The following is an 18,342-nucleotide window of genomic DNA, read 5'->3' on the forward strand; positions in this document are numbered from 1 at the left end:
CGCCCGCCCGCCTCTGGGCGCGCCGCCCGTCCGCATCAACCTCTATTCCGACACCCAGACCCGCCCCACCGCCGCGATGAAGGACGCCATGATGGCGGCCGAGGTCGGCGACGAGCAGCATGGCGACGACCCCACCGTCCATGCCCTGAACGACCGCATGGCCAGGCTGCTGGGCAAGGAGGCCGCGGTCTTCCTGCCGTCGGGCACCATGTGCAACGTCATCGCCATCCTGACCCATTGCCGCCATGGCGAGGAGGTGCTGGCGCATGAGACGGCGCATATCCTCTCGAGCGAGGGCGGCACCCATGCGGCGCTGGCGGGCGTGCAGATCAACCCGCTGCAGGGCCCGCGCGGCATGTTCGACGAAGCCACGCTGCGCGCCGCCATCCGTGGCGGCGGCCGCTACGCCCCGCCGCAGCGCCTGCTGGAGGTGGAGCAGACCGCCAATATCGGCGGCGGCGCCATCTGGCCGCAGGCGCAGCTCGACAGCGTCGTGGCCGTGGCGCGCGAGCAGGGCTGGTCGACCCATATGGACGGCGCCCGGCTGATGAACGCCGTGGTCGCCGCCGGCATCCCGGCCGACGAGATGGTGGCCGGCTTCGACAGCGTCTGGCTGGACTTCACCAAGGGGCTGGGCGCGCCGCTCGGCGCCGTGCTCGCCGGGTCGGAGGAATTCATCGGCCAGGCCTGGCGCTGGAAGCAGCGGCTGGGCGGCTCGATGCGCCAGGCCGGCATCGTCGCCGCCGCCTGTATCCACGCGCTCGACCACCATGTCGACCGCCTGGCCGAGGACCATGCCAACGCCAAGGCGCTGGCCCGCGGGCTGCGGCAGATCGAGGGCATCGTCGTCGAGGAGCCCGACACCAACCTGGTCTTCTTCGACGTCACCGGCACCGGCCATGGCACGACGGCGGTGGTCGACGCGCTGCGCCTCGAAGGCATCCAGCTGTCGATGCTGGGCGGCCGCATCCGCGCCTGCCTGCATCTGGACGTCACCGCGGCCATGGTCGAGGAAACCCTGCAGGTGATGCGGGCGACGCTGGCGAAGTGACGCGGCGGCGCCGGGGGGCAGTTGCCTCCCGGCGCCCTGCGCGTCAGGCGACCATGTCGGCGAAGGCGAGGCGGCCCTCGTCGCGGCCGAATTGCAGGAAATGCAGCAGCGGATCGAGCCCCGCCGCGGCGACATCGGCATAGGCGGCGCGATACGACACGCCGTCGAAACGCGCCGAGGCGCTGCGCCCCTCCTGCCACCCGTATTCGTGGTAATGCGCCAGCGGGTCGAGCGCGGCCGCCGCGACATCGGCATTCGCCGCCAGATAGGCCGCCGTGTCGAAATAGGCATTGGGGTCGCGCCCCTCCTGCCAGCCATGGCTCAGGTAATGGGTCCAGGCATCGACCCCGGCGGCGCGCAGGTCGGCATTCGACAGCAGGTAGTATTCGGCATCGAAGCCCTCGGCGGTCAGGCTGCCGATCACCGGGCCGATCGCCCTTCCCTCGGCCTGGCCATGCGCCAGGAAATGCTCCAGCGGATCGATGCCCGCCGCCGCGACATCGGCATTGCGCGTCAGGTAGTAGGCGGTGTCGAAGCCGGCCGAAGGGTCGCGCCCCTCCTTCCAGCCATATTGGTGGTAGTGCTGCAGCGGATCGATGCCGGCCGCGGCGATATCGGGGTTCAGCTGCAGGTAGCCGCTGGTCGAGAACAGCGCATTGGGGTCGCGCCCCTCGCGCCAGCCGGTCCCGCCGAAATGCAGGTCGGCATCGGCGCCGGCGCGCCAGATGTCATGGTTCTGCGTGTAGTAGAAAAGATCGTCGACCAGCGCATTGCCGTCGCTGCGGGTGACGGTGCCGTCGTTGAAGGCGAAGGCATCGATGCGGATGGTCAGGTCGCCGCCTTCATCAGGCCGTTCGAAGCTGAGATAGCGACCCTCGAAGCCGTAGGTCACCTCGGTCAGCGCCGCCGAGATCACCGCCGTGTCGAAGCCGCCGCGCCCGTCGAGGATATTCACCCCCGCGCCGCCGGCCAGCCGGTTGTCGGCATCGTTGCCGGCCATCACGTCATTGCCGCTGCCGCCGACGGCGTTCTCGATCAGCGAGCGCGCATCGTTTTGGTATTGCAGCGCGTTGTAGACATTGGCCTGGGCCCGGGCGTCCGGCGCCAGCAGCGCGCGCTGCCCATAGCCCAGCACCGACCAGCCGCCGGGCGCCAGGTCGACCTGCAGGTCCTCGGCATAGGCCGAGAAGTCATAGGTGTCGTCGCCGCCGCCATCCCAGAGGGTCAGCAGCACCACATTCGCCATTGGCGCGCCCTGGTCGATGCCGTTGATCGACATCTCGCCGGTCAGCGGGTCGAAGCGATAGACGGTGTCGCCGGCATTGGTCTGGAAGTTGGCGCCGTAGAGGTATTGCAGCGCCGCGATGTCGTACATCATCAGCGACTGCGGGAAATGGCCTTCCTGCACCGTGATGCCGACGTCGAACTGGCCGCCCGGAAAAGCGCGGTAGGTCATGATCGAGAATTCGACGCCGTCGCGATCCGGCGACAGCGCCGGCACGGCGACGCCATAGACCTCGTCGGGGCTGCCGGTGTCATGCCCGTGCTTCAGCCCCAGCGCATGGCCGATCTCGTGCATGACGTTGAAATAGGCGTAGCTGCCGCGCGGCGCGGTGGCGAAGATCTCGTCGTTGAACCAGACGTTGCCGGCCTCGCTGTCGGGCGAGAAGCGGGGCGGATTGGCATGCGCCGTCGCCTCGCTGGTCAGCGTCGCGAAGGTCAGCAGGCTGGCCTCGCCCGGCGCCACCTCGCGGAAGCTCACCTGCGCCACGGCGGCATATTGCGACTGCAGCGCCAGCCGGATCGCCGCCGCCAGGTCCGGCGTCACCGTGCCGAACTCCGACAGGTCGACGCCCTCCTCGGTGCCCGAATAGCCGCCGGCGTCTTCCGGGAAGCTGAAGGTCAGCTCCGTCGCCTTCCAGCGCACCCCCCACAGCACCGCATCGACATTGCGGTCGCCCGTCCCCGGCACCCGAAATCCCAGGCTCATCTTGTCCCCCCCAACCGCGCGCACGCCTCCCCCGAGGCCCGCTGCCAGCCAAGCATCCGGCGCAACACCGCGCAAATCTCAAATGTCTCGAATATTTGGCGCTGCGTTGCGGCCGGGGACAATTTCCCCGGCCGCGCGCTGGGGGGTCAGCCCTTGGCCGAAGCCAGGCGGGCCAGCAGCCGGGCGTGGCTGCGGGTGCCGGCATGCAGGCAGGCCAGCTCGAACTTCTCGTTCGGGCTGTGCACCTGGTCGTCATCCAGGCCGAAGCCCATCAGCAGGCTATCCAGCCCCAGCACGCTCTTCAGGCTGGAGACCACGGGGATCGACCCGCCGCCGCCCGACAGCACCGCCGGCTTGCCGAACTCTTCCGCCAGCACCGCCGCCGCCGCCTGCACGGCGGGCGAATCGGTCGGGATCGAGACGCCCGGCGCCAGGCCGAAGATCTGCAGTTCCAGCCGCGCATCCGCCGGCAGGCGGGATTGGACGAACTCCCGGATGCCCTCGACGATCTTCGCCGGGTCCTGGCCGGGGACCAGGCGGCAGGACAGCTTGGCATGGCCCTCGCTGGCGATGACGGTCTTCGAGCCCTCGCCCATATAGCCGCCCCAGATGCCATTGACGTCCGCCGTCGGGCGGGCCCAGAGCCGCTCCGGCGCGCTGCGCCCCGCCTCGCCGCCCGGCACCGACAGGCCCTGGGCGCCGAGGAACGCCGCCTCGTCGAAGCCCAGCGCGTCCCAGGCGGCGCGCTCGTTGCCGCCCGGCTCGATCACGCCGTCATAGAAATTCGGGATCTGGATGCGGCCCTGGTCGTCATGCAGGTCGCCCAGGATCCGCGTCAGCAGGTTCAGCACATTGCCCGCCGAGCCGCCGAACAGCCCCGAATGCAGGTCGCGGTCGCCGAGCTTCAGGTCGATCTGCACATAGGCCATGCCGCGCAGGCTGACCGTCAGCGCCGGCACCCCCGGCGCCCACATGTTGGTGTCGCTGATCAGCGCCAGATCGGCCGACAGCGTCGCCTTCTCCTCGGCGAGGACGGCGTCGAGATTGGCGCTGCCGATCTCCTCCTCGCCCTCGACCAGCACGGTGACGCGCACCGGCGGGCCGCCCGCCACCTTGTTCCAGGCCCGGAGCGCCGCCAGCCAGGTCAGCACCTGGCCCTTGTCGTCCACCGCGCCGCGCGCCACCAGCCGCGGCCCGCGCGGGCCCTCGGTGATGACGGGGTCGAAAGGCGGGCTGGTCCAGAGCGCCAGCGGCTCCGGCGGCTGCACGTCGTAATGGCCGTAGATCAGCACATGCGGCGCGTCGCCGCCCGGCCCCGGATGGCTGGCGATGACCACCGGATGCCCCGGCGTCTCGCGCAGGCGGGCCGCGAAGCCGATGGCCTCCAGCTCCTTCAGCAGCCAGCCGGCGGCGCTGCGGCAATCGGCGGCATGGGCGGGCTGGGCGCTGATGCTCGGAATGCGCAGCCATTCGATGAGGCTGGCCTCGGTCTCGGCCCGGGCGGAATCGAGCGCGGTCAGAACCCGCGCGAGGGTGTCGGTGCTGTTCATAGGGAAGAGTGTCAGGTCAGGAAGCGATCAGGGGAAGACAGGGAAAAGGTCGGGGGAATGAATTCCCCCGAACCCCCATCTTTTTTCTGATGACCGGCCGTTTGCAGACCTGCGCCTTACCGGCGCCGTGGCCAGGGCATCACCGCGGGACGCAGAATACAAAAACAGCGCGACCTCGAAGGTCGCGCTGCGCATCGGCCGTGGCACGTTCTGTCCCCACGTGGACACGGCAGTCTGAAAGAAAAAAGAAGGGGTCGAGGGGAATTCATTCCCCTCGCCTGCCCAGCGCTTCTCTACAGAACTCTTCTCTTCAAAGAGCCCCAGCAATCGCCAGGAAGTCTTCCGCCTTCAGGCTCGCTCCGCCGATCAGCCCGCCATCGACATTGGGCAGCGCCAGGATGGCCGCCGCGTTGGAGGGCTTCATCGAGCCGCCGTAGAGGATGCGCAGCTTGGCGCCCGTGGCGCCCAGCTCGGCGCGGATGCGGGCGTGCATGGCGGCGATGTCGTCCTCGGTCGGCGTGCGGCCGGTGCCGATGGCCCAGACCGGCTCATAGGCCACGACGCCCCCGGCGGCGGCGAAGCCCTCGGGCAGGCTGCCGGCCAGCTGGGTGGCGACCACCGCCTCGGCCTGGCCGGACAGGCGCTCGGCCTCGCTCTCGCCGACGCAGACGACCGGGACCAGCTTGGCGGCCAGGGCGGCCTCGGCCTTGGCGCGGACGGTCGCATCCGTCTCGCCGTGGTCGGCGCGGCGCTCGGAATGGCCCAGGATGACATAGCCGGCGCCGAGATCGGCCAGCATGGCGGCCGAGACATCGCCCGTGTGGGCGCCCTTGGCGGCCGCGTGGCAGTCCTGGGCGCCGAGGGCGACCTCGCTTTTCAGCAGGGCGCCGGCGACCGGGACCAGGTGGGGAAAGGGCGGGCAGACCAGCAGGTCGGCCTTCTGCGGCGGGGCGGCGGCGACCGACCGGGCCAGGTCGATGGCCTCGGCCAGCGTCCCGTTCATCTTCCAGTTTCCGGCGATCAGGGGGCGCACACCCGGGGTCATGGCTCGGCTCCATCGGTTGGTCGCGGGTGCCGGCGGCGGGCCCGCTTCGGGCAAAAGGCGCTACAGGCCATGGCGGCGTTTGGCAACCGGGCGGGTTTTCCCTATGGTCCGCCCGCCTTCATCGCCGCGGAACACAATGCTCACTGCCCTGCGCCGTCTTGCCGGTACCTGGTTCGCCAAGGGCCTCTTCCTGCTTCTGGTCATGTCCTTCGCCATCTGGGGCATCGAGGACGTCGTCCGCAATTTCGGCGCCGACACCGCCGTCGCCCGCGTGGGCGGCGAGCGCATCGAGCTGCCCGAGGCGCAGAACGCCGCGCGCCGCGAGGTGCAGCGCGTCCAGCGCCAGCTCGGCGGCAGCTTCGAGATCAATGCCGAGATGTCCCGCGCCATCGCCCGCCAGGCGGTGGAGGGCATGGTCATGGACCGCGTCCAGCGGCAGGAGGCGGCCCGCCTCGGCCTCGCCGTCCCCGATGCCGCGGTGCGCGACTATGTCTTCGCCATCCCGGCCTTCCAGGGCGCCGATGGCCGCTTCAACCGGATGGCCTTCGACAGCTTCCTGCGCAACAACGGCATGACCGAGGCGGCCTTCCTGGGCCTGTTGAAGGCCGACCTGCTGCGCCAGCAGCTGGCCGGCGCGGTCCGCTCGGGCGCCTCCGGCCCCGACGCGCTGACCCGGCCGCTGCTGGCCTGGGAGCGTGAGCAGCGCGTCGCCGAGATCGTCGCCCTGCCCTTCCCGGCGGCGCCGGAGCCGGCGGCCCCGGACGAGGCGGCGCTGACCCGCTTCCACGAGAACAATGCCGACCGCTTCTCGGCCCCGGAATACCGCCACATCGTGCTGGGCGTGCTGTCGCCCGACACGGTGATGGCCGATGTCCAGGTCACCGAGCCCGACCTGCGCGCCTATTACGACGCGCATCTGGGCAATTACGAGAAGCAGGAGCGCCGGCGCATCGAGCAGGTGCTGATCGGCGACCGCGAGAAGGCGGTGGCGCTCGCCGCCCGCTGGCGCGAGGGCGCCGACTTCGCCGCCATGAAGACCGCGGCCGAGGCCGAGGGCGGCCAGGCCACCGAGCTCGGCGAGACCGACCGCACCAGCCTGCCGCTGCCGGAGCTGGCCGAGGCCGCCTTCGCCCTGGCCCAGGGCGGCGTCAGCGAGCCGGTCGAGACTGCCTTCGGCTGGCATGTGCTGCATGTCAGCGCCATCGAGGCCGGCGAGACCCGCGGCTTCGACGCCGTCCGCGCCGAGGTCGAGACCGCCCTGAAGCGCGACCGCGCGACCGATGTCGCCTTCGAGCGCGCCAACCAGGTCGAGGACGCCCTGGCCGCCGGCGGCAGCCTGGCCGAGGTCGGCCCGCGCTTCGGCCTGCAGGTGGCCGACGTCACCGTCGACGCCAATGGCCGCGGCCGCGACGGCGCCTCGGTGGCCCTGCCGCTGACCGGCCAGCCGCTGCAGATCGCGCTGCGCGCCGCCTTCGCCGCCCAGCAGGGCGAGATGCCGCGCCTGGCCGAGGCCGGCCAGGTGGCGCTCTTCGCCGTCGAGCTGAAGCAGGTCATCCCCGCCGCGCTGCGCCCCTTCGCCGAGGTGCGCGAGCAGGTGCAGGACGCCTGGGTCGCCGCCGAGCGCCGCCGCCACCAGGAGGAGCGCGCCGCCGGGCTGATGGCCGCGGTGAAGGACGGCAAGTCGCTGGCCGACGCCGCGCGCGAGGCCGGGCTGGTCGCCCGCCGCATCGGCCCGGTCACCCGCGACAGCCAGGAGCCGAACGTGCCGCCGGAGATCCTGGCGCCGCTCTTCGCAACCGCGCCCAACGCCACCACCATGGCGGAAGGCACGCTGGGCTTCACCGTCGCCCAGGTCGCCCAGGTCATCGCCTTCGACCCGGCCAGCGACCCGCTGGCGCTGGGCCGCACCCGCAGCACCGTCGAGCAGGCGATGCTGGCCGACCTGGAGAGCCAGTTCCTCGACGCGCTGCGCGGCCGTGCCGAGATCACGGTCAACGAGACGGTGCTGAACCAGGTGTCCAACCCGTGACCCCGCCCGCCAGCCCCGATTTCTCGGCTTTCGCCGCCGCCCTCGGGGCTGGCCAGGGCCAGGTGCTGTGGCGCGAGCGGGTGGCCGACCTGGACACCCCGGTCGGCGCCTATCTGAAGCTGGTCCAGGGCCAGCCCAACGCCTTCCTGTTCGAAAGCGTCGAGGGCGGCGCCGCCCGCGGCCGCTATTCGGCGATCGGCCTGTCGCCCGACCTGATCTGGCGCAGCCGCGACAGCCTGGCCGAGATCAACCGCCACGCCCTCTCCGCCCCGCATGCCTTCGTCGCTGAGGCGGAGGCCCCGCTGAAAAGCCTGGCAGCCCTGGTGGAAGAGTGCCGCATGCCGCTGCCGGCCGGCCTGCCGCCGATCGGCGTCGGCCTGTTCGGCTATGTCGGCTACGACATGGTCCGGCACATGGAGAAGCTGCCGGCGCTGAAGCCGGACGTGCTGGGCATCCCGGATTCGGTGATGATGCGGCCGACCCTGGTCGCCGTCTTCGACCACGTCCGCGACACCCTGACGCTCTGCGCGCCCATCTGGCCCGGCCAGGACGCGCAAGCCGCCTGGGACGCCGCGCAGGCCCGGCTCGACGAGGCCGAGGCCGCCCTCGACCGCCCGCTGCCCCGCCCGGCGCCGCCCGCCAACCTGCCCGCTTTGCCCGAGCCGTCGAGCAACTTCACCAAGCCGGACTTCCTGGCCGCCGTGGAGAAGGCGAAGGAATACATCCGCGCCGGCGACGTCTTCCAGGTCGTCCCCAGCCAGCGTTTCTCGGTGCCCTTCGGCCTGCCGCCCTTCGCGCTCTACCGCGCGCTGCGGCGGATCAACCCGGCGCCCTTCCTGTTCTTCTTCGACTTCGGCGGCTACGCCGCCGTCGGCGCCAGCCCGGAAATCCTGGTGCGCCTGCGCCAGGGCGAGGTCACCGTGCGGCCGCTGGCCGGCACCCGCCCCCGCGGCGCCACCCCCGAGCTCGACCTGGCCCTGGAGAAAGAGCTCCTCGCCGACGAGAAGGAGCGCGCCGAGCACCTGATGCTGCTCGACCTCGGCCGCAACGATGTCGGCCGGGTCTCGAAGATCGGCACGGTGAAGGTCACCCAGAGCTTCACCATCGAGCGCTACAGCCAGGTCATGCACATCGCCAGCGAAGTGCGCGGCCAGGCCCGCCCCGAGGTGACCGCCCTCGAGGCGCTGGCCGCCGGCTTCCCCGCCGGCACCCTGTCCGGCGCGCCCAAGGTCCGCGCCATGGAGATCATCGAGGAGCTGGAACCCTCCCGCCGCGGCCTCTACGCCGGCGGCGTGGGGTATTTCGGCACCGATGGCGGCATGGACACCTGCATCGCCCTGCGCACGGCGCTGGTGAAGGACGGCACCATGCACGTCCAGGCCGGCTGCGGCGTCGTCGCCGATTCCGATCCGGTCGCGGAATACGAGGAAACCCGGGCGAAGGCGCGGGGGCTGTTCAGGGCGGCGGAAGAAGCGGTCCGCTTCGCGGCGGGTCGTAGGTAAGAATAGGGGGCAGGCCAGGGGAATGAATTCCCCTGGACCCCTTCTTTTTTCTGATCACCGGCCGTTCGACAACCAGCGCCCTGCCGCAGACGCACCAGGGCAGCACCGCGGGACGCCATTTTAATACAACGGCGCACCCTCGAAGGTCGCGCCCCGGCCGGGCCGTTTCACCGCCCGTCCCCACCTGGACACGGCAGTCACCGCAGAAAAAAAGAAGGGGGTCCAGGGGGAATTCATTCCCCCTGGCCTGCCGGCATCTTTCTCTTCACCAACCCTTCTCTCCCCCAAAGCTTGACCGCGCGCCGGCCGCGGGCGAAGGATCGGGCGCCATGATCCTGCTCATCGACAACTACGACAGCTTCACCTTCAACCTCGTCCATTTCCTCGGCGAACTGGGGGCGGAGGTTCAGGTCTGGCGCAACGACGCCCTGACGCCGGAGCAGGCTCTGGCGCTGAAGCCCGAGGCCATCCTGCTGTCCCCCGGCCCTTGCACGCCGCGGGAAGCGGGCATCTGCCTGCCCTTGATCAAGGCGGCTGCCGAGGCGCGGGTGCCGCTGATGGGCGTCTGCCTGGGGCACCAGGCCATTGGCGACGCCTTTGGCGGCATCGTCGAGCGCGCGCCGCAGCCGGTGCATGGCAAGGTCTGGCCGGTCAGCCATCGCGACACCGACCTGTTCGCCGGGCTGCCGAGCCCGTTTGCCGCCACGCGCTACCACTCGCTGGTGGTGCGGCGGGAGGGGCTGCCGGCCGAGCTCGAGGTCACCGCCTGGACCGAGGACGGGCTGATCATGGGCCTGGCGCATCGCGACCTGCCGATCTGGGGCGTGCAGTTCCACCCCGAGAGCATCGCCAGCGCGCATGGCCACGACCTGCTGCGCAATTTCCTGACCATGGCCGGCGTCACCCTGCCGGCCGCCACCGAGACCCGCTGATGATCTCCTTGAAGCCGGTGCTGGCACGGCTCGCCTTGGGCGAGACGCTGGCGGAGAGCGAGGCCGAGCAGGCCTTCGGCGTCATCATGAGCGGCGAGGCCACCCCGGCCCAGATCGCCGGCATGCTGATGGCGATGCGGGTGCGCGGCGAGACGGTCGCCGAGATGACCGGCGCGGTCCGCGCCATGCGCGCGCGGATGATCGCCATCGAGGCGCCGGCCGGCGCCATCGACCTGGTCGGCACCGGCGGCGACGGGGTGGGGACGCTGAATATCTCCACGGCGGCGGCCTTCGTCGTGGCCGGCTGCGGCGTGCCGGTGGCCAAGCATGGCAACCGGGCGCTGTCGTCGAAGTCCGGCGCCTCGGACGCGCTGTCGGCGCTGGGCATCAACATCGACATCCCCTTCGACCGGATGGCTTTGGTGCTGCGCGAGGCCGGCATGGTCTTCCTCGCCGCCCCCCGGCACCATTCGGCGCTGCGCCATGCGGCGGGGCCGCGGGTGGAGCTCGGCACCCGCACCATCTTCAACCTGCTGGGCCCGCTGACCAGCCCGGCGCGGGTGAAGCGGCAGATGACCGGCGCCTTCGCCCCGCAATGGCTGCGCCCGATGGCCGAGACCCTGGCCCGCACCGGCAGCGAGCATGCCTGGCTGGTGCATGGCGACGGGCTGGACGAGCTGACGCTGTCCGGCCCCAGCCAGGTGGTCGAGCTGAAGCACGGCCAGATCCGCGAATTCACCGTGACCCCGGCCCAGGCCGGCCTGCCGCAGGCGCCGCTGGCCGCGCTGAAGGGCGGCACCCCGGCCGAGAACGCGGTCGCGCTCGAGGCGCTGCTGCGCGGCGAGCATGGCGCCTATCGCGATTGCGTGGTCCTCAACGCCGCGGCGGCCCTTGTTGTGGCCGGCGAAACGAACGATCTGGCAGAAGCTGCCCGGCGCGCGGCGCGCTCGATCGACGATGGCGCGGCGCTGGCGGTGCTGGAGCGGCTGCGGCACGCGACCAACCCGCCTGCCGCCGACCCCGCGCCTGGCTGACCGACCGGCTCCCCCCCTTGCTGCCCTGCCCTGCGACGCCCGCGCCGAGAGACATGATGAACGCTGACACCCTGCCCGACACCCTGCTGCGCATCCTGGCCGACAAGGAGGTCGAGGTGCGCGAGCGCGCGGCGCTGACCCCGATCGGCGAGATGGAGAAGCGGGCCAAGGATGTCGCCCCCCCGCGCGACTTCACCGGCGCGCTCTGCTCGGCGGTGGCCGAGGGGCGCATCGGCCTGATCGCCGAGATCAAGAAGGCCTCGCCCTCGGGCGGGCTGATCCGCGATCCTTTCGAGCCCGCGACGCTGGCCCGCGCCTATGCCGCCGCCGGCGCCGCCTGCCTCTCTGTCCTGACCGACGCGCCGTATTTCCAGGGCACGCCCGCCGACCTGGTCACCGCCCGCAGCGCCTGCAAGCTGCCGGTGCTGCGCAAGGACTTCATGATCGACCCCTACCAGGTGTTCGAGGCCCGGGCGATGGGCGCCGACTGCATCCTGCTGATCATGGCCGCCCTCTCGGACGCCCAGGCGCGGGAGCTCGAGGACATCGCCCGCAGCCTGGACATGTCGGTGCTGGCCGAGGTGCATGACCGGCGCGAGCTGGACCGCGCGCTGGGCCTGCACACCCGGCTGATCGGCATCAACAACCGCAATCTGCGCACGCTGAAGACCGAGCTGGAGACGGCCGAGACGCTGTCGCCGCTGGTCCCCGCCGACCGCATCCCGGTGGCCGAGAGCGGCTTGCGCGACCCGGCCGATGTCCGCCGCATGGCCGCCGCCGGCGCGCGCTGCATCCTGGTGGGCGAGCACCTGCTGCGCCAGCCGGACGTGACGGCGGCCGCCCGCGCCATGGTCGAGGCCGGCTGAGCCGCATGGCCGGCGCGTCGGAGGGCAGCGGCTTCACCCATTTCGATGCCGAGGGCCGGGCGGTGATGGTCGATGTCTCGGCCAAGCCGGCGACGGCGCGGCTGGCCATCGCCCGCGGCCGGGTCGTCATGGCGCCGGCGACGCTGGCCGCCATCCGCGCGGGCGGCATCGGCAAGGGCGACGTGCTGGGCGTCGCCCGGCTGGCCGGCATCATGGCCGCCAAGAAGACATCGGACCTCATTCCGCTGTGCCACCCGCTGGCGCTGTCCTCGGTCCAGCTCGACCTGCTGCCGGACGGCGAGGCCGCCATCGCCATCGAGGCGCGGGTGAAGACCACCGGCCCGACCGGCGTCGAGATGGAGGCGCTGACCGCCGTCTCGGTCGCAGCACTCACCGTCTACGACATGTGCAAGGCGATCGATCGCGGCATGACCATCGAGGGCATCGGCCTGGCCCGCAAGGAAGGCGGCAAGTCCGGCCTTTGGGAAGCACCAGGGAAGACTGAAGCATGATCCCCGTCGAGGAAGCCCGCGCCCGCATCCTCGAGGTCCTGTCTCCGACCGGCGCCGAGACGGTGCCGCTGGCCGAGGCCTGGGGCCGCATCCTGGCCGCCCCCCTCGCCGCCCGGCTGACCCAGCCGCCGGCCGATGTCTCGGCGATGGATGGCTATGCGCTGCGCGCCGCGGATGGCGGCCTCGGCGCGGTGCTGAGGGTGATCGGCAGCGCCCCGGCCGGGCACCCCTTCGCCGGGTCGATCGGCTCGGGCGAGGCGATCCGCATCTTCACCGGCGGCCTGCTGCCGGACGGCGCCGACGCCATCCTGCTGCAGGAAGACGCAACGGCGGACAGCGATAAGGTTACCGTCAACGAGGCGGTGCAGCCCGCCCGCTGGATCCGCCGCCGCGGCCTGGACTTCACCGCCGGCGACACGCTGCTGCAGGCCGGCCGCAAGCTCACCGCGCGCGATGTCGGCCTGGCGGCGGCGAGCAACCATCCCTGGCTGTCCGTCCATCGCCGGCCGCGCATCGCCATCCTGGCCACCGGCGACGAGATCGTCCTGCCCGGCGAGCCGCTGCCCCCCGGCGGCATTGTTTCTTCAAACGCCCATGCGCTGTCGGCGCTGGTGCGAGCGGCGGGTGCGGAGCCAATGGTGCTGCCGATCGCCGGCGACAGCGAGAACGCCATCGCCCAGGCCGCCGCGGCGGCGCGCGGCGCTGACCTGCTGGTCACCACCGGCGGCGCCAGCGTCGGCGAGCACGACCTGGTGCAGCAGGCGCTCGGCCCCCAGGGGTTTTCCCTGGATTTCTGGAAGATCGCCATGCGGCCGGGCAAGCCGCTGATCTGGGGGCGGCTCGGCCAGACGCCGCTGCTCGGCCTGCCGGGCAATCCGGTCTCGGCGCTGGTCTGCGGCGTGCTGTTCCTCTGCCCGGCGATCGCCAGGCTGGCCGGCCTGCCCGCCGCCCCGCTGCCCTTCCAGCCGGCGGTGCTCGGCGCCGCGCTGACAGCGAACGACAAGCGCGAGGACTATCTGCGCGCTGGCGTCCACCGCGATGCCGGCGGCACGCTGGTGGTGACCCCGGCGCCGCGCCAGGACAGCTCGATGCTGCGCATCCTGGCCGGGTCGGATGCGCTGCTGAAGCGCGCGCCGCTGGCCGCGGCCCTGCCCGCCGGCGCCGTGGTCGAGGTTCTTCTGCTCAGCGACTTCGGCGTCTGAAGAAACGGCGGGGCTTTCAACGCCCAAGTCGCGGAAATCACGCCATTTGCCTGTTGACCGGCGGGAAAGAACTTTCGTAGAACATCGGCACGGTTGCCGCTTTGTTCGCGGCGGCCCCATGCCAAGGCGCGCCGCCATCCAGGCCGGCGCCAACAGGGAGCCGCGCATGCTGACCCGCAAGCAGCACGAGTTGCTGATGTTCATCGACCGGCACCTGCGCGATACCGGCTTCTCGCCTTCCTTCGAGGAAATGAAGGACGCGCTGACGCTGCGCTCCAAGTCGGGCATCCACCGGCTGATCACCGCGCTGGAGGAACGCGGCTTCTTGCGCCGCCGCGCCCATCGCGCCCGCGCCCTGGAAGTGATCCGGCTGCCGGAAAGCATCGCCCCCACCCCGCGTCTGGCGGAAGTCCGCGCCGAGGCGCGCGCCGAGCTCCGCGCCGAGGCGGCGAAGCCCGAGACCCGGGCCGAGGCCCCGCCCGCCGCCCCGGCGCCCGGCGGCAACGCCCCCGGCGGCAACGCCCCCGGCTTCAATGCCCCCGGCTTCAATGCCAACGTCATCCGCGGCAATTTCGCCAGCAACCTGCCCGGCGTGCCGCGCAGCACGCAGGAGGCGGGGGCGGTACACCTGCCGCTTTATGGCCGCATCGCCGCCGGCCTGCCGATCGAGGCGCTGCGCGACCAGGGCGCCAGCGTCGAGGTGCCGATGGCCCTCCTCGGCAATGGCGACCACTACGCGCTGGAGGTCGCCGGTGATTCGATGATCGAGGCCGGCATCCTCGACGGCGACACGGTGATCATCCGCCGCGACGACGTGGCCGAGAACGGCGCGGTCGTGGTGGCGCTGGTCGACGACATCGAGGTGACGCTGAAGCGGCTGCGGCGGAAGGGCAATTCCATCGCGCTGGAAGCCGCCAACCCGCGCTACGAGACCCGCATCTTCGGCCCCGACCGGGTCAAGGTGCAGGGTCGTCTGGTGGGGCTGCTGCGCCGCTACTGACCGGCCGGGGCACGGGCGGCGGCGGCACCCAGGGCCGCGCGCCGCGCCTCGCGCGGTCGCTTTCCATCACCGCGCCAGCCGGCGTCAGCCAGACGGCATGGGCGCCATCGCGCCAGGTGCTGAAACGGTCCAGCCGCGGCGTCCCGTCGCAGCGGCCGCGGATCGGCTCAGCCGAGAGCAGCAGCGCCGCCTGGCCGCAATGCGGCGCGGCCAGGATCGGCGGCGCCGGCTGCCCGCGCCGCGCCGGCACCGCCCGCAGCAGCAGCGCCACGCCGCCGCCGCCCTCGGGGGTGAAGCGGCATTCCCCGGGCGTGCAGTCCAGCCCCCCCACCGCGCCCCGCGGCGGCGCGATCTGAAAAGAAGCCTCGCCCAGGCCGCGCAGCCAGGTGTCGCGGGTGAAGGCGGCGACCGAGCCGGAGCGGGCCAGCACCGGCCCCTCCGCCGTGCGGAAGGCGATCAGCCGGGAATCGCCGCTGACCAGGATATCCGGCGGCGTGACCAAGGCCCCGCTCCCCAGCCCGGCGATGACGGGAAGAAAGCCGAGCCAGCGCCAGGGCCGCCGCCAGAGGCAGAGCCAGGCCAGGCCGAAGCTGGCCAGCGCCAGCCCCCAGCCCGGGATCGGCGGCGCCAGCAAAGCGGCGCCCGGCCAGGCCGCGACGGTGCCGGCAATGAACAGAATACCGTCGATGCCCCAGCCCATGACGGCCAGCGGCCAGGCCTCCAGCCCCAGCGGCAGCAGCAGCACGGCCAGCAGCCCGGCCGGCATCACCCAGAAGCTGGTCAGCGGCACCGCCAGCAGGTTGGCGGCGACGCCGTAGAGCTGCAGCCGGCCGAAATGGTGCAGGCCCGCGGGCATGGTGGCCAGCCCCGCGACCAGCGAGGTCAGCAGCAGCCCGGCCAGCACCAGCACGGGCCGCCGCCACCATTCGGCGCCTGACCGGAAGCCCGCCAGCCAGGCCGGCCGCGCCTCCGCCACCGCCAGCAGCGCCAGGACGGCCGAAAAGCTCATCTGGAAGGAGGGGCCGAGCAGCGCCGCCGGCTGCCAGGCCATCACCACCATCGCCGCCAGCCCCAGCGCCCGCAGCGACAGCGCCCGCCGCCCCAGCAGCAGCCCGGCGACCGCCAGCGCCGCCATGGCGAAGCTGCGCAGCATCGGCACCTGCATCCCCGTCAGCAGCAGGTAGCCTGCCCCCAGCCCCAGGCCGAGGGGGGCTGCCAGCCGCTTGCCATCCACCCGCAGCGCCAGCCAGGGCCACAGCGCGATCAGCAGGCGCAGCCCGGCGAAGCCCAGCCCGATGACGATGGCCATGTGCAGGCCGGAGACCGACAGCAGATGTGCCAGGCCGGAGTCGCGCATCGCCGCCATGGCCGGCGGCGGGATGGCGCTCTGGCTGCCGGTGATCAGCGCGGCGGCGATGGCGCCCTCGGGCCCGGGCAGGATGTCGCGGACGCGTTCCTCGATCACCCGGCGGGTGGCGGCGAAGGCGGGCGGATCGGCGGCCTCGCCGAGGCGCTCCGCCGGGCCCAGCGCGAATCCGGACCCGCCGAGCCCGGTGAAAAAAGCATCCCGCTGGAAATCCCAGGCGCCGGGATAGGCCGGCGGCGCCGGCGTCCGCAGCAGGGCGCGCACCCGCAACACCTCGCCGGGCGCCGGGCGTAGCGGGTCCTGGTCGCGCAGCCGCAGCCGGATCGGCCGCGCGGCGGGCGGCATCTCCTCCGACCAGCGCGCCGCTTCCAGCGTCACCCGCAGGGCGCTGGGCAATTGCTCCACCGCCGCGACCCGGCCGGTCACCTCCAATGCGGTGCGCGGCAGGCTGAGCGGCGCCGGCATCCGCTGCGCCTGGACCGCGCACCAGCCGAAGCCCAGGCAGGCGCAGGCGGCCAGGCTCACCCCCCAGCCGGACAGCCCCCAGCCACGCCAGGCCAGCAGCAGCGCCACCCCGACAAGCGCCAGCCCCAGCCACAAGGCGCCGGTCCCAGGCTCCTCGCCTTGGGCGAAGTAGGTCAGAAAGCCGGCGCCCAGCGCGACCGGCCACCACAGCGGCAGGCGCGACCATTCCTCGGCCAGCAGCGCGGCCGGCGCCGCCGGCCAGGCCCGTGGCCCCGCCCCGCTCATGGCGTCAAGGGATTCTCCCATTGTTCAACTTATACGCGCACTCTACAGGCGGGCGCCACGGTGGTAGAAGCGACGGCTCGAAGGAATTGGCCGAGCAATGACCGTACGCACCCGTTTCGCCCCCTCCCCGACCGGGTATCTGCACATCGGGGGGGCGCGCACCGCCCTCTTCAATTTCCTCTTCGCGCGCCACCATGGCGGGGAATACCTGCTGCGCATCGAGGACACCGACCGCCAGCGCTCGACGCCGGAAGCGGTGCAGCAGATCATGGACAGCCTGGAATGGCTCGGCCTCTCGGCCGACGCGCCGCCGGTGCTGCAGACCGCGCAGGAGCCGCGCCACGCCGCGGTGGCGCATGAGCTGCTGGCCGCCGGCCGCGCCTACCACTGCTACTGCAGCCCGGAAGAGCTGACCGAAATGCGCGAGACCGCCATGAAGGAAGGCCGCCCGCCGCGCTATGACGGCCGCTGGCGCGACCGCGACCCGTCCGATGCGCCGGCCGGCGTCAAGCCGGTGATCCGCATCAAGGCGCCGCGCGAGGGCGAGACCGTCATCCAGGACCTGGTCCAGGGCGAGGTCCGCGTGCAGAACACCGAGCTCGATGACATGATCATCCTGCGCTCGGACGGCACGCCGACCTACCTGCATGCCGTCGTCGTCGACGACCACGACATGGCCATCACCCACGTCATCCGCGGCGACGACCACCTGACCAACACCTTCCGTCAGGTGATGGTCTACGACGCCATGGGCTGGCGCCGGCCGCATTTCGCCCATATCCCGCTGATCCACGGCGCCGACGGCGCCAAGCTGTCGAAGCGCCACGGCGCCGTGGGCGCGCTGGAATTCCGCGACCAGGGCTTCCTGCCGGAAGCCGTCTGCAACTACCTCCTCCGCCTCGGCTGGGGCCATGGCGACGAGGAATTCGTCCCCCGCGACCGCGCCATCGAGCTCTTCGACCTGAAGGGCGTCGGCCGCGCCGCCAGCCGCATGGACTACGCCAAGCTCACCCACCTGAACGCCCAGTACCTGCGGCTGATGGACCCGGATGTGCTGGCCCGCCGCGTGCTGGAGATCATGGCCAGGCGCCCCTCCATCGGCTTCGGCGCCGAAGGGGCCGAGCGCGTCCGCCTGCTGATGCCCGACATCATGCCGCGCGCCCGCACCCTGAACGAAGCCGCCGACATGGCGCTCTTCGCGGTGGCCACCATCCCGCTCGCCTTCGAGCCCAAGGCGGAAGCCCAGCTCAACGACGAGGCCAAGGAGCGGCTGAAGGACCTGGCCATCTTCCTGACCGACGCGCCCTGGGAGCGCGCCGACCTCGACAAGTGGCTGCGCGACTATGCCGAGGTGAAGGAAATCAAGCTCGGCGCCGTCGCCCAGCCGCTGCGCGCGGCGCTGACCGGCAGCACCCAGTCGCCGCCGATCGACGCGGTGCTCTTCGCGCTGGGGCGCGGCGAGGCCATCTCGCGGATCCTGGCGGCGGCGGGCGAATAAGAAAGCAAGCAGCGG

General features: G+C 72.0%; 14 protein-coding genes. 10 read left to right on the top strand and 4 right to left on the bottom strand.

Annotated elements, in window-relative coordinates; all coding sequences use genetic code 11:
- The coding region (locus GVN67_RS14105) for a low specificity L-threonine aldolase (protein ID WP_235035299.1) at positions 1 to 1,051 on the top strand (1,051 nt) is incomplete at its 5' end.
- A 43-nt stretch (positions 1,052 to 1,094) separates the two neighbouring features.
- Here GVN67_RS14105 and GVN67_RS14110 read toward each other — a convergent pair.
- The 3 genes from GVN67_RS14110 to tpiA form a co-directional block, all read right to left on the bottom strand.
- Positions 1,095 to 3,041 carry a M10 family metallopeptidase gene (locus tag GVN67_RS14110; RefSeq protein ID WP_159996991.1) on the bottom strand — a complete coding sequence of 649 codons (1,947 nt, stop codon included), beginning with the start codon at positions 3,039 to 3,041 and terminating at the stop codon, positions 1,095 to 1,097.
- A 146-nt stretch (positions 3,042 to 3,187) separates the two neighbouring features.
- A complete protein-coding gene (locus tag GVN67_RS14115) occupies positions 3,188 to 4,591 on the bottom strand; it encodes a dipeptidase (RefSeq protein ID WP_159996993.1) in 1,404 nt (467 codons plus the stop codon).
- A 310-nt stretch (positions 4,592 to 4,901) separates the two neighbouring features.
- A complete protein-coding gene (gene tpiA / locus GVN67_RS14120) occupies positions 4,902 to 5,624 on the bottom strand; it encodes a triose-phosphate isomerase (protein WP_200845257.1) in 723 nt (240 codons plus the stop codon).
- A 148-nt stretch (positions 5,625 to 5,772) separates the two neighbouring features.
- On the opposite strand from tpiA, the gene GVN67_RS14125 reads away from it, so the two are divergent.
- The 8 genes from GVN67_RS14125 to lexA all read left to right on the top strand — a co-directional run bounded on the left by GVN67_RS14125 (position 5,773) and on the right by lexA (position 14,713).
- The gene (locus GVN67_RS14125) at positions 5,773 to 7,665 is read left to right on the top strand and encodes a peptidylprolyl isomerase (RefSeq protein ID WP_159996997.1); all 1,893 of its coding nucleotides are present in this window, start codon (positions 5,773 to 5,775) and stop codon (positions 7,663 to 7,665) included.
- Positions 7,662 to 9,167, top strand: coding sequence for an anthranilate synthase component I (gene trpE, locus GVN67_RS14130; RefSeq protein WP_159996999.1), 1,506 nt, complete (start codon positions 7,662 to 7,664; stop codon positions 9,165 to 9,167). Before GVN67_RS14125 ends, trpE begins: the two co-directional genes overlap by 4 nt.
- A 329-nt stretch (positions 9,168 to 9,496) precedes the next feature.
- A complete protein-coding gene (locus tag GVN67_RS14135) occupies positions 9,497 to 10,099 on the top strand; it encodes an aminodeoxychorismate/anthranilate synthase component II (RefSeq protein ID WP_159997001.1) in 603 nt (200 codons plus the stop codon).
- Positions 10,099 to 11,133 (top strand): anthranilate phosphoribosyltransferase, encoded by a 1,035-nt coding sequence (trpD, locus tag GVN67_RS14140; protein WP_159997003.1) that lies wholly within the window; start codon positions 10,099 to 10,101, stop codon positions 11,131 to 11,133. Before GVN67_RS14135 ends, trpD begins: the two co-directional genes overlap by 1 nt.
- A gap of 56 nt (positions 11,134 to 11,189) precedes the next feature.
- The gene (gene trpC, locus GVN67_RS14145) at positions 11,190 to 11,999 is read left to right on the top strand and encodes an indole-3-glycerol phosphate synthase TrpC (protein WP_159997005.1); all 810 of its coding nucleotides are present in this window, start codon (positions 11,190 to 11,192) and stop codon (positions 11,997 to 11,999) included.
- A gap of 5 nt (positions 12,000 to 12,004) precedes the next feature.
- A complete protein-coding gene (gene moaC, locus GVN67_RS14150) occupies positions 12,005 to 12,511 on the top strand; it encodes a cyclic pyranopterin monophosphate synthase MoaC (RefSeq protein ID WP_159997008.1) in 507 nt (168 codons plus the stop codon).
- Entirely contained in the window at positions 12,508 to 13,713 is a 1,206-nt protein-coding gene (gene glp / locus GVN67_RS14155; RefSeq protein WP_159997010.1) for a gephyrin-like molybdotransferase Glp, read from the top strand. The genes moaC and glp overlap by 4 nt, the downstream gene beginning before the upstream one ends.
- 166 nt (positions 13,714 to 13,879) lie before the next feature.
- The gene (lexA, locus tag GVN67_RS14160) at positions 13,880 to 14,713 is read left to right on the top strand and encodes a transcriptional repressor LexA (protein WP_159997012.1); all 834 of its coding nucleotides are present in this window, start codon (positions 13,880 to 13,882) and stop codon (positions 14,711 to 14,713) included.
- On the opposite strand, the gene GVN67_RS14165 is transcribed toward lexA, so the two are convergent.
- Positions 14,670 to 16,829: a ComEC/Rec2 family competence protein gene (locus tag GVN67_RS14165; RefSeq protein ID WP_159997014.1), complete on the bottom strand. Its 2,160-nt coding sequence runs from the start codon at positions 16,827 to 16,829 to the stop codon at positions 14,670 to 14,672. The genes lexA and GVN67_RS14165 overlap by 44 nt on opposite strands.
- A gap of 97 nt (positions 16,830 to 16,926) precedes the next feature.
- Here GVN67_RS14165 and gltX point away from each other — a divergent pair, with 97 nt between their 5' ends.
- Positions 16,927 to 18,327, top strand: a complete 1,401-nt coding sequence (gltX, locus tag GVN67_RS14170) for a glutamate--tRNA ligase (RefSeq protein ID WP_159997016.1) — start codon at positions 16,927 to 16,929, stop codon at positions 18,325 to 18,327.
- Positions 18,328 to 18,342: the final 15 nt, after the last annotated feature.

Origin of the sequence: Roseomonas sp. 18066, from assembly GCF_902706185.1 — a bacterium.
Taxonomy (GTDB): Bacteria; Pseudomonadota; Alphaproteobacteria; order Acetobacterales; family Acetobacteraceae; genus Pseudoroseomonas.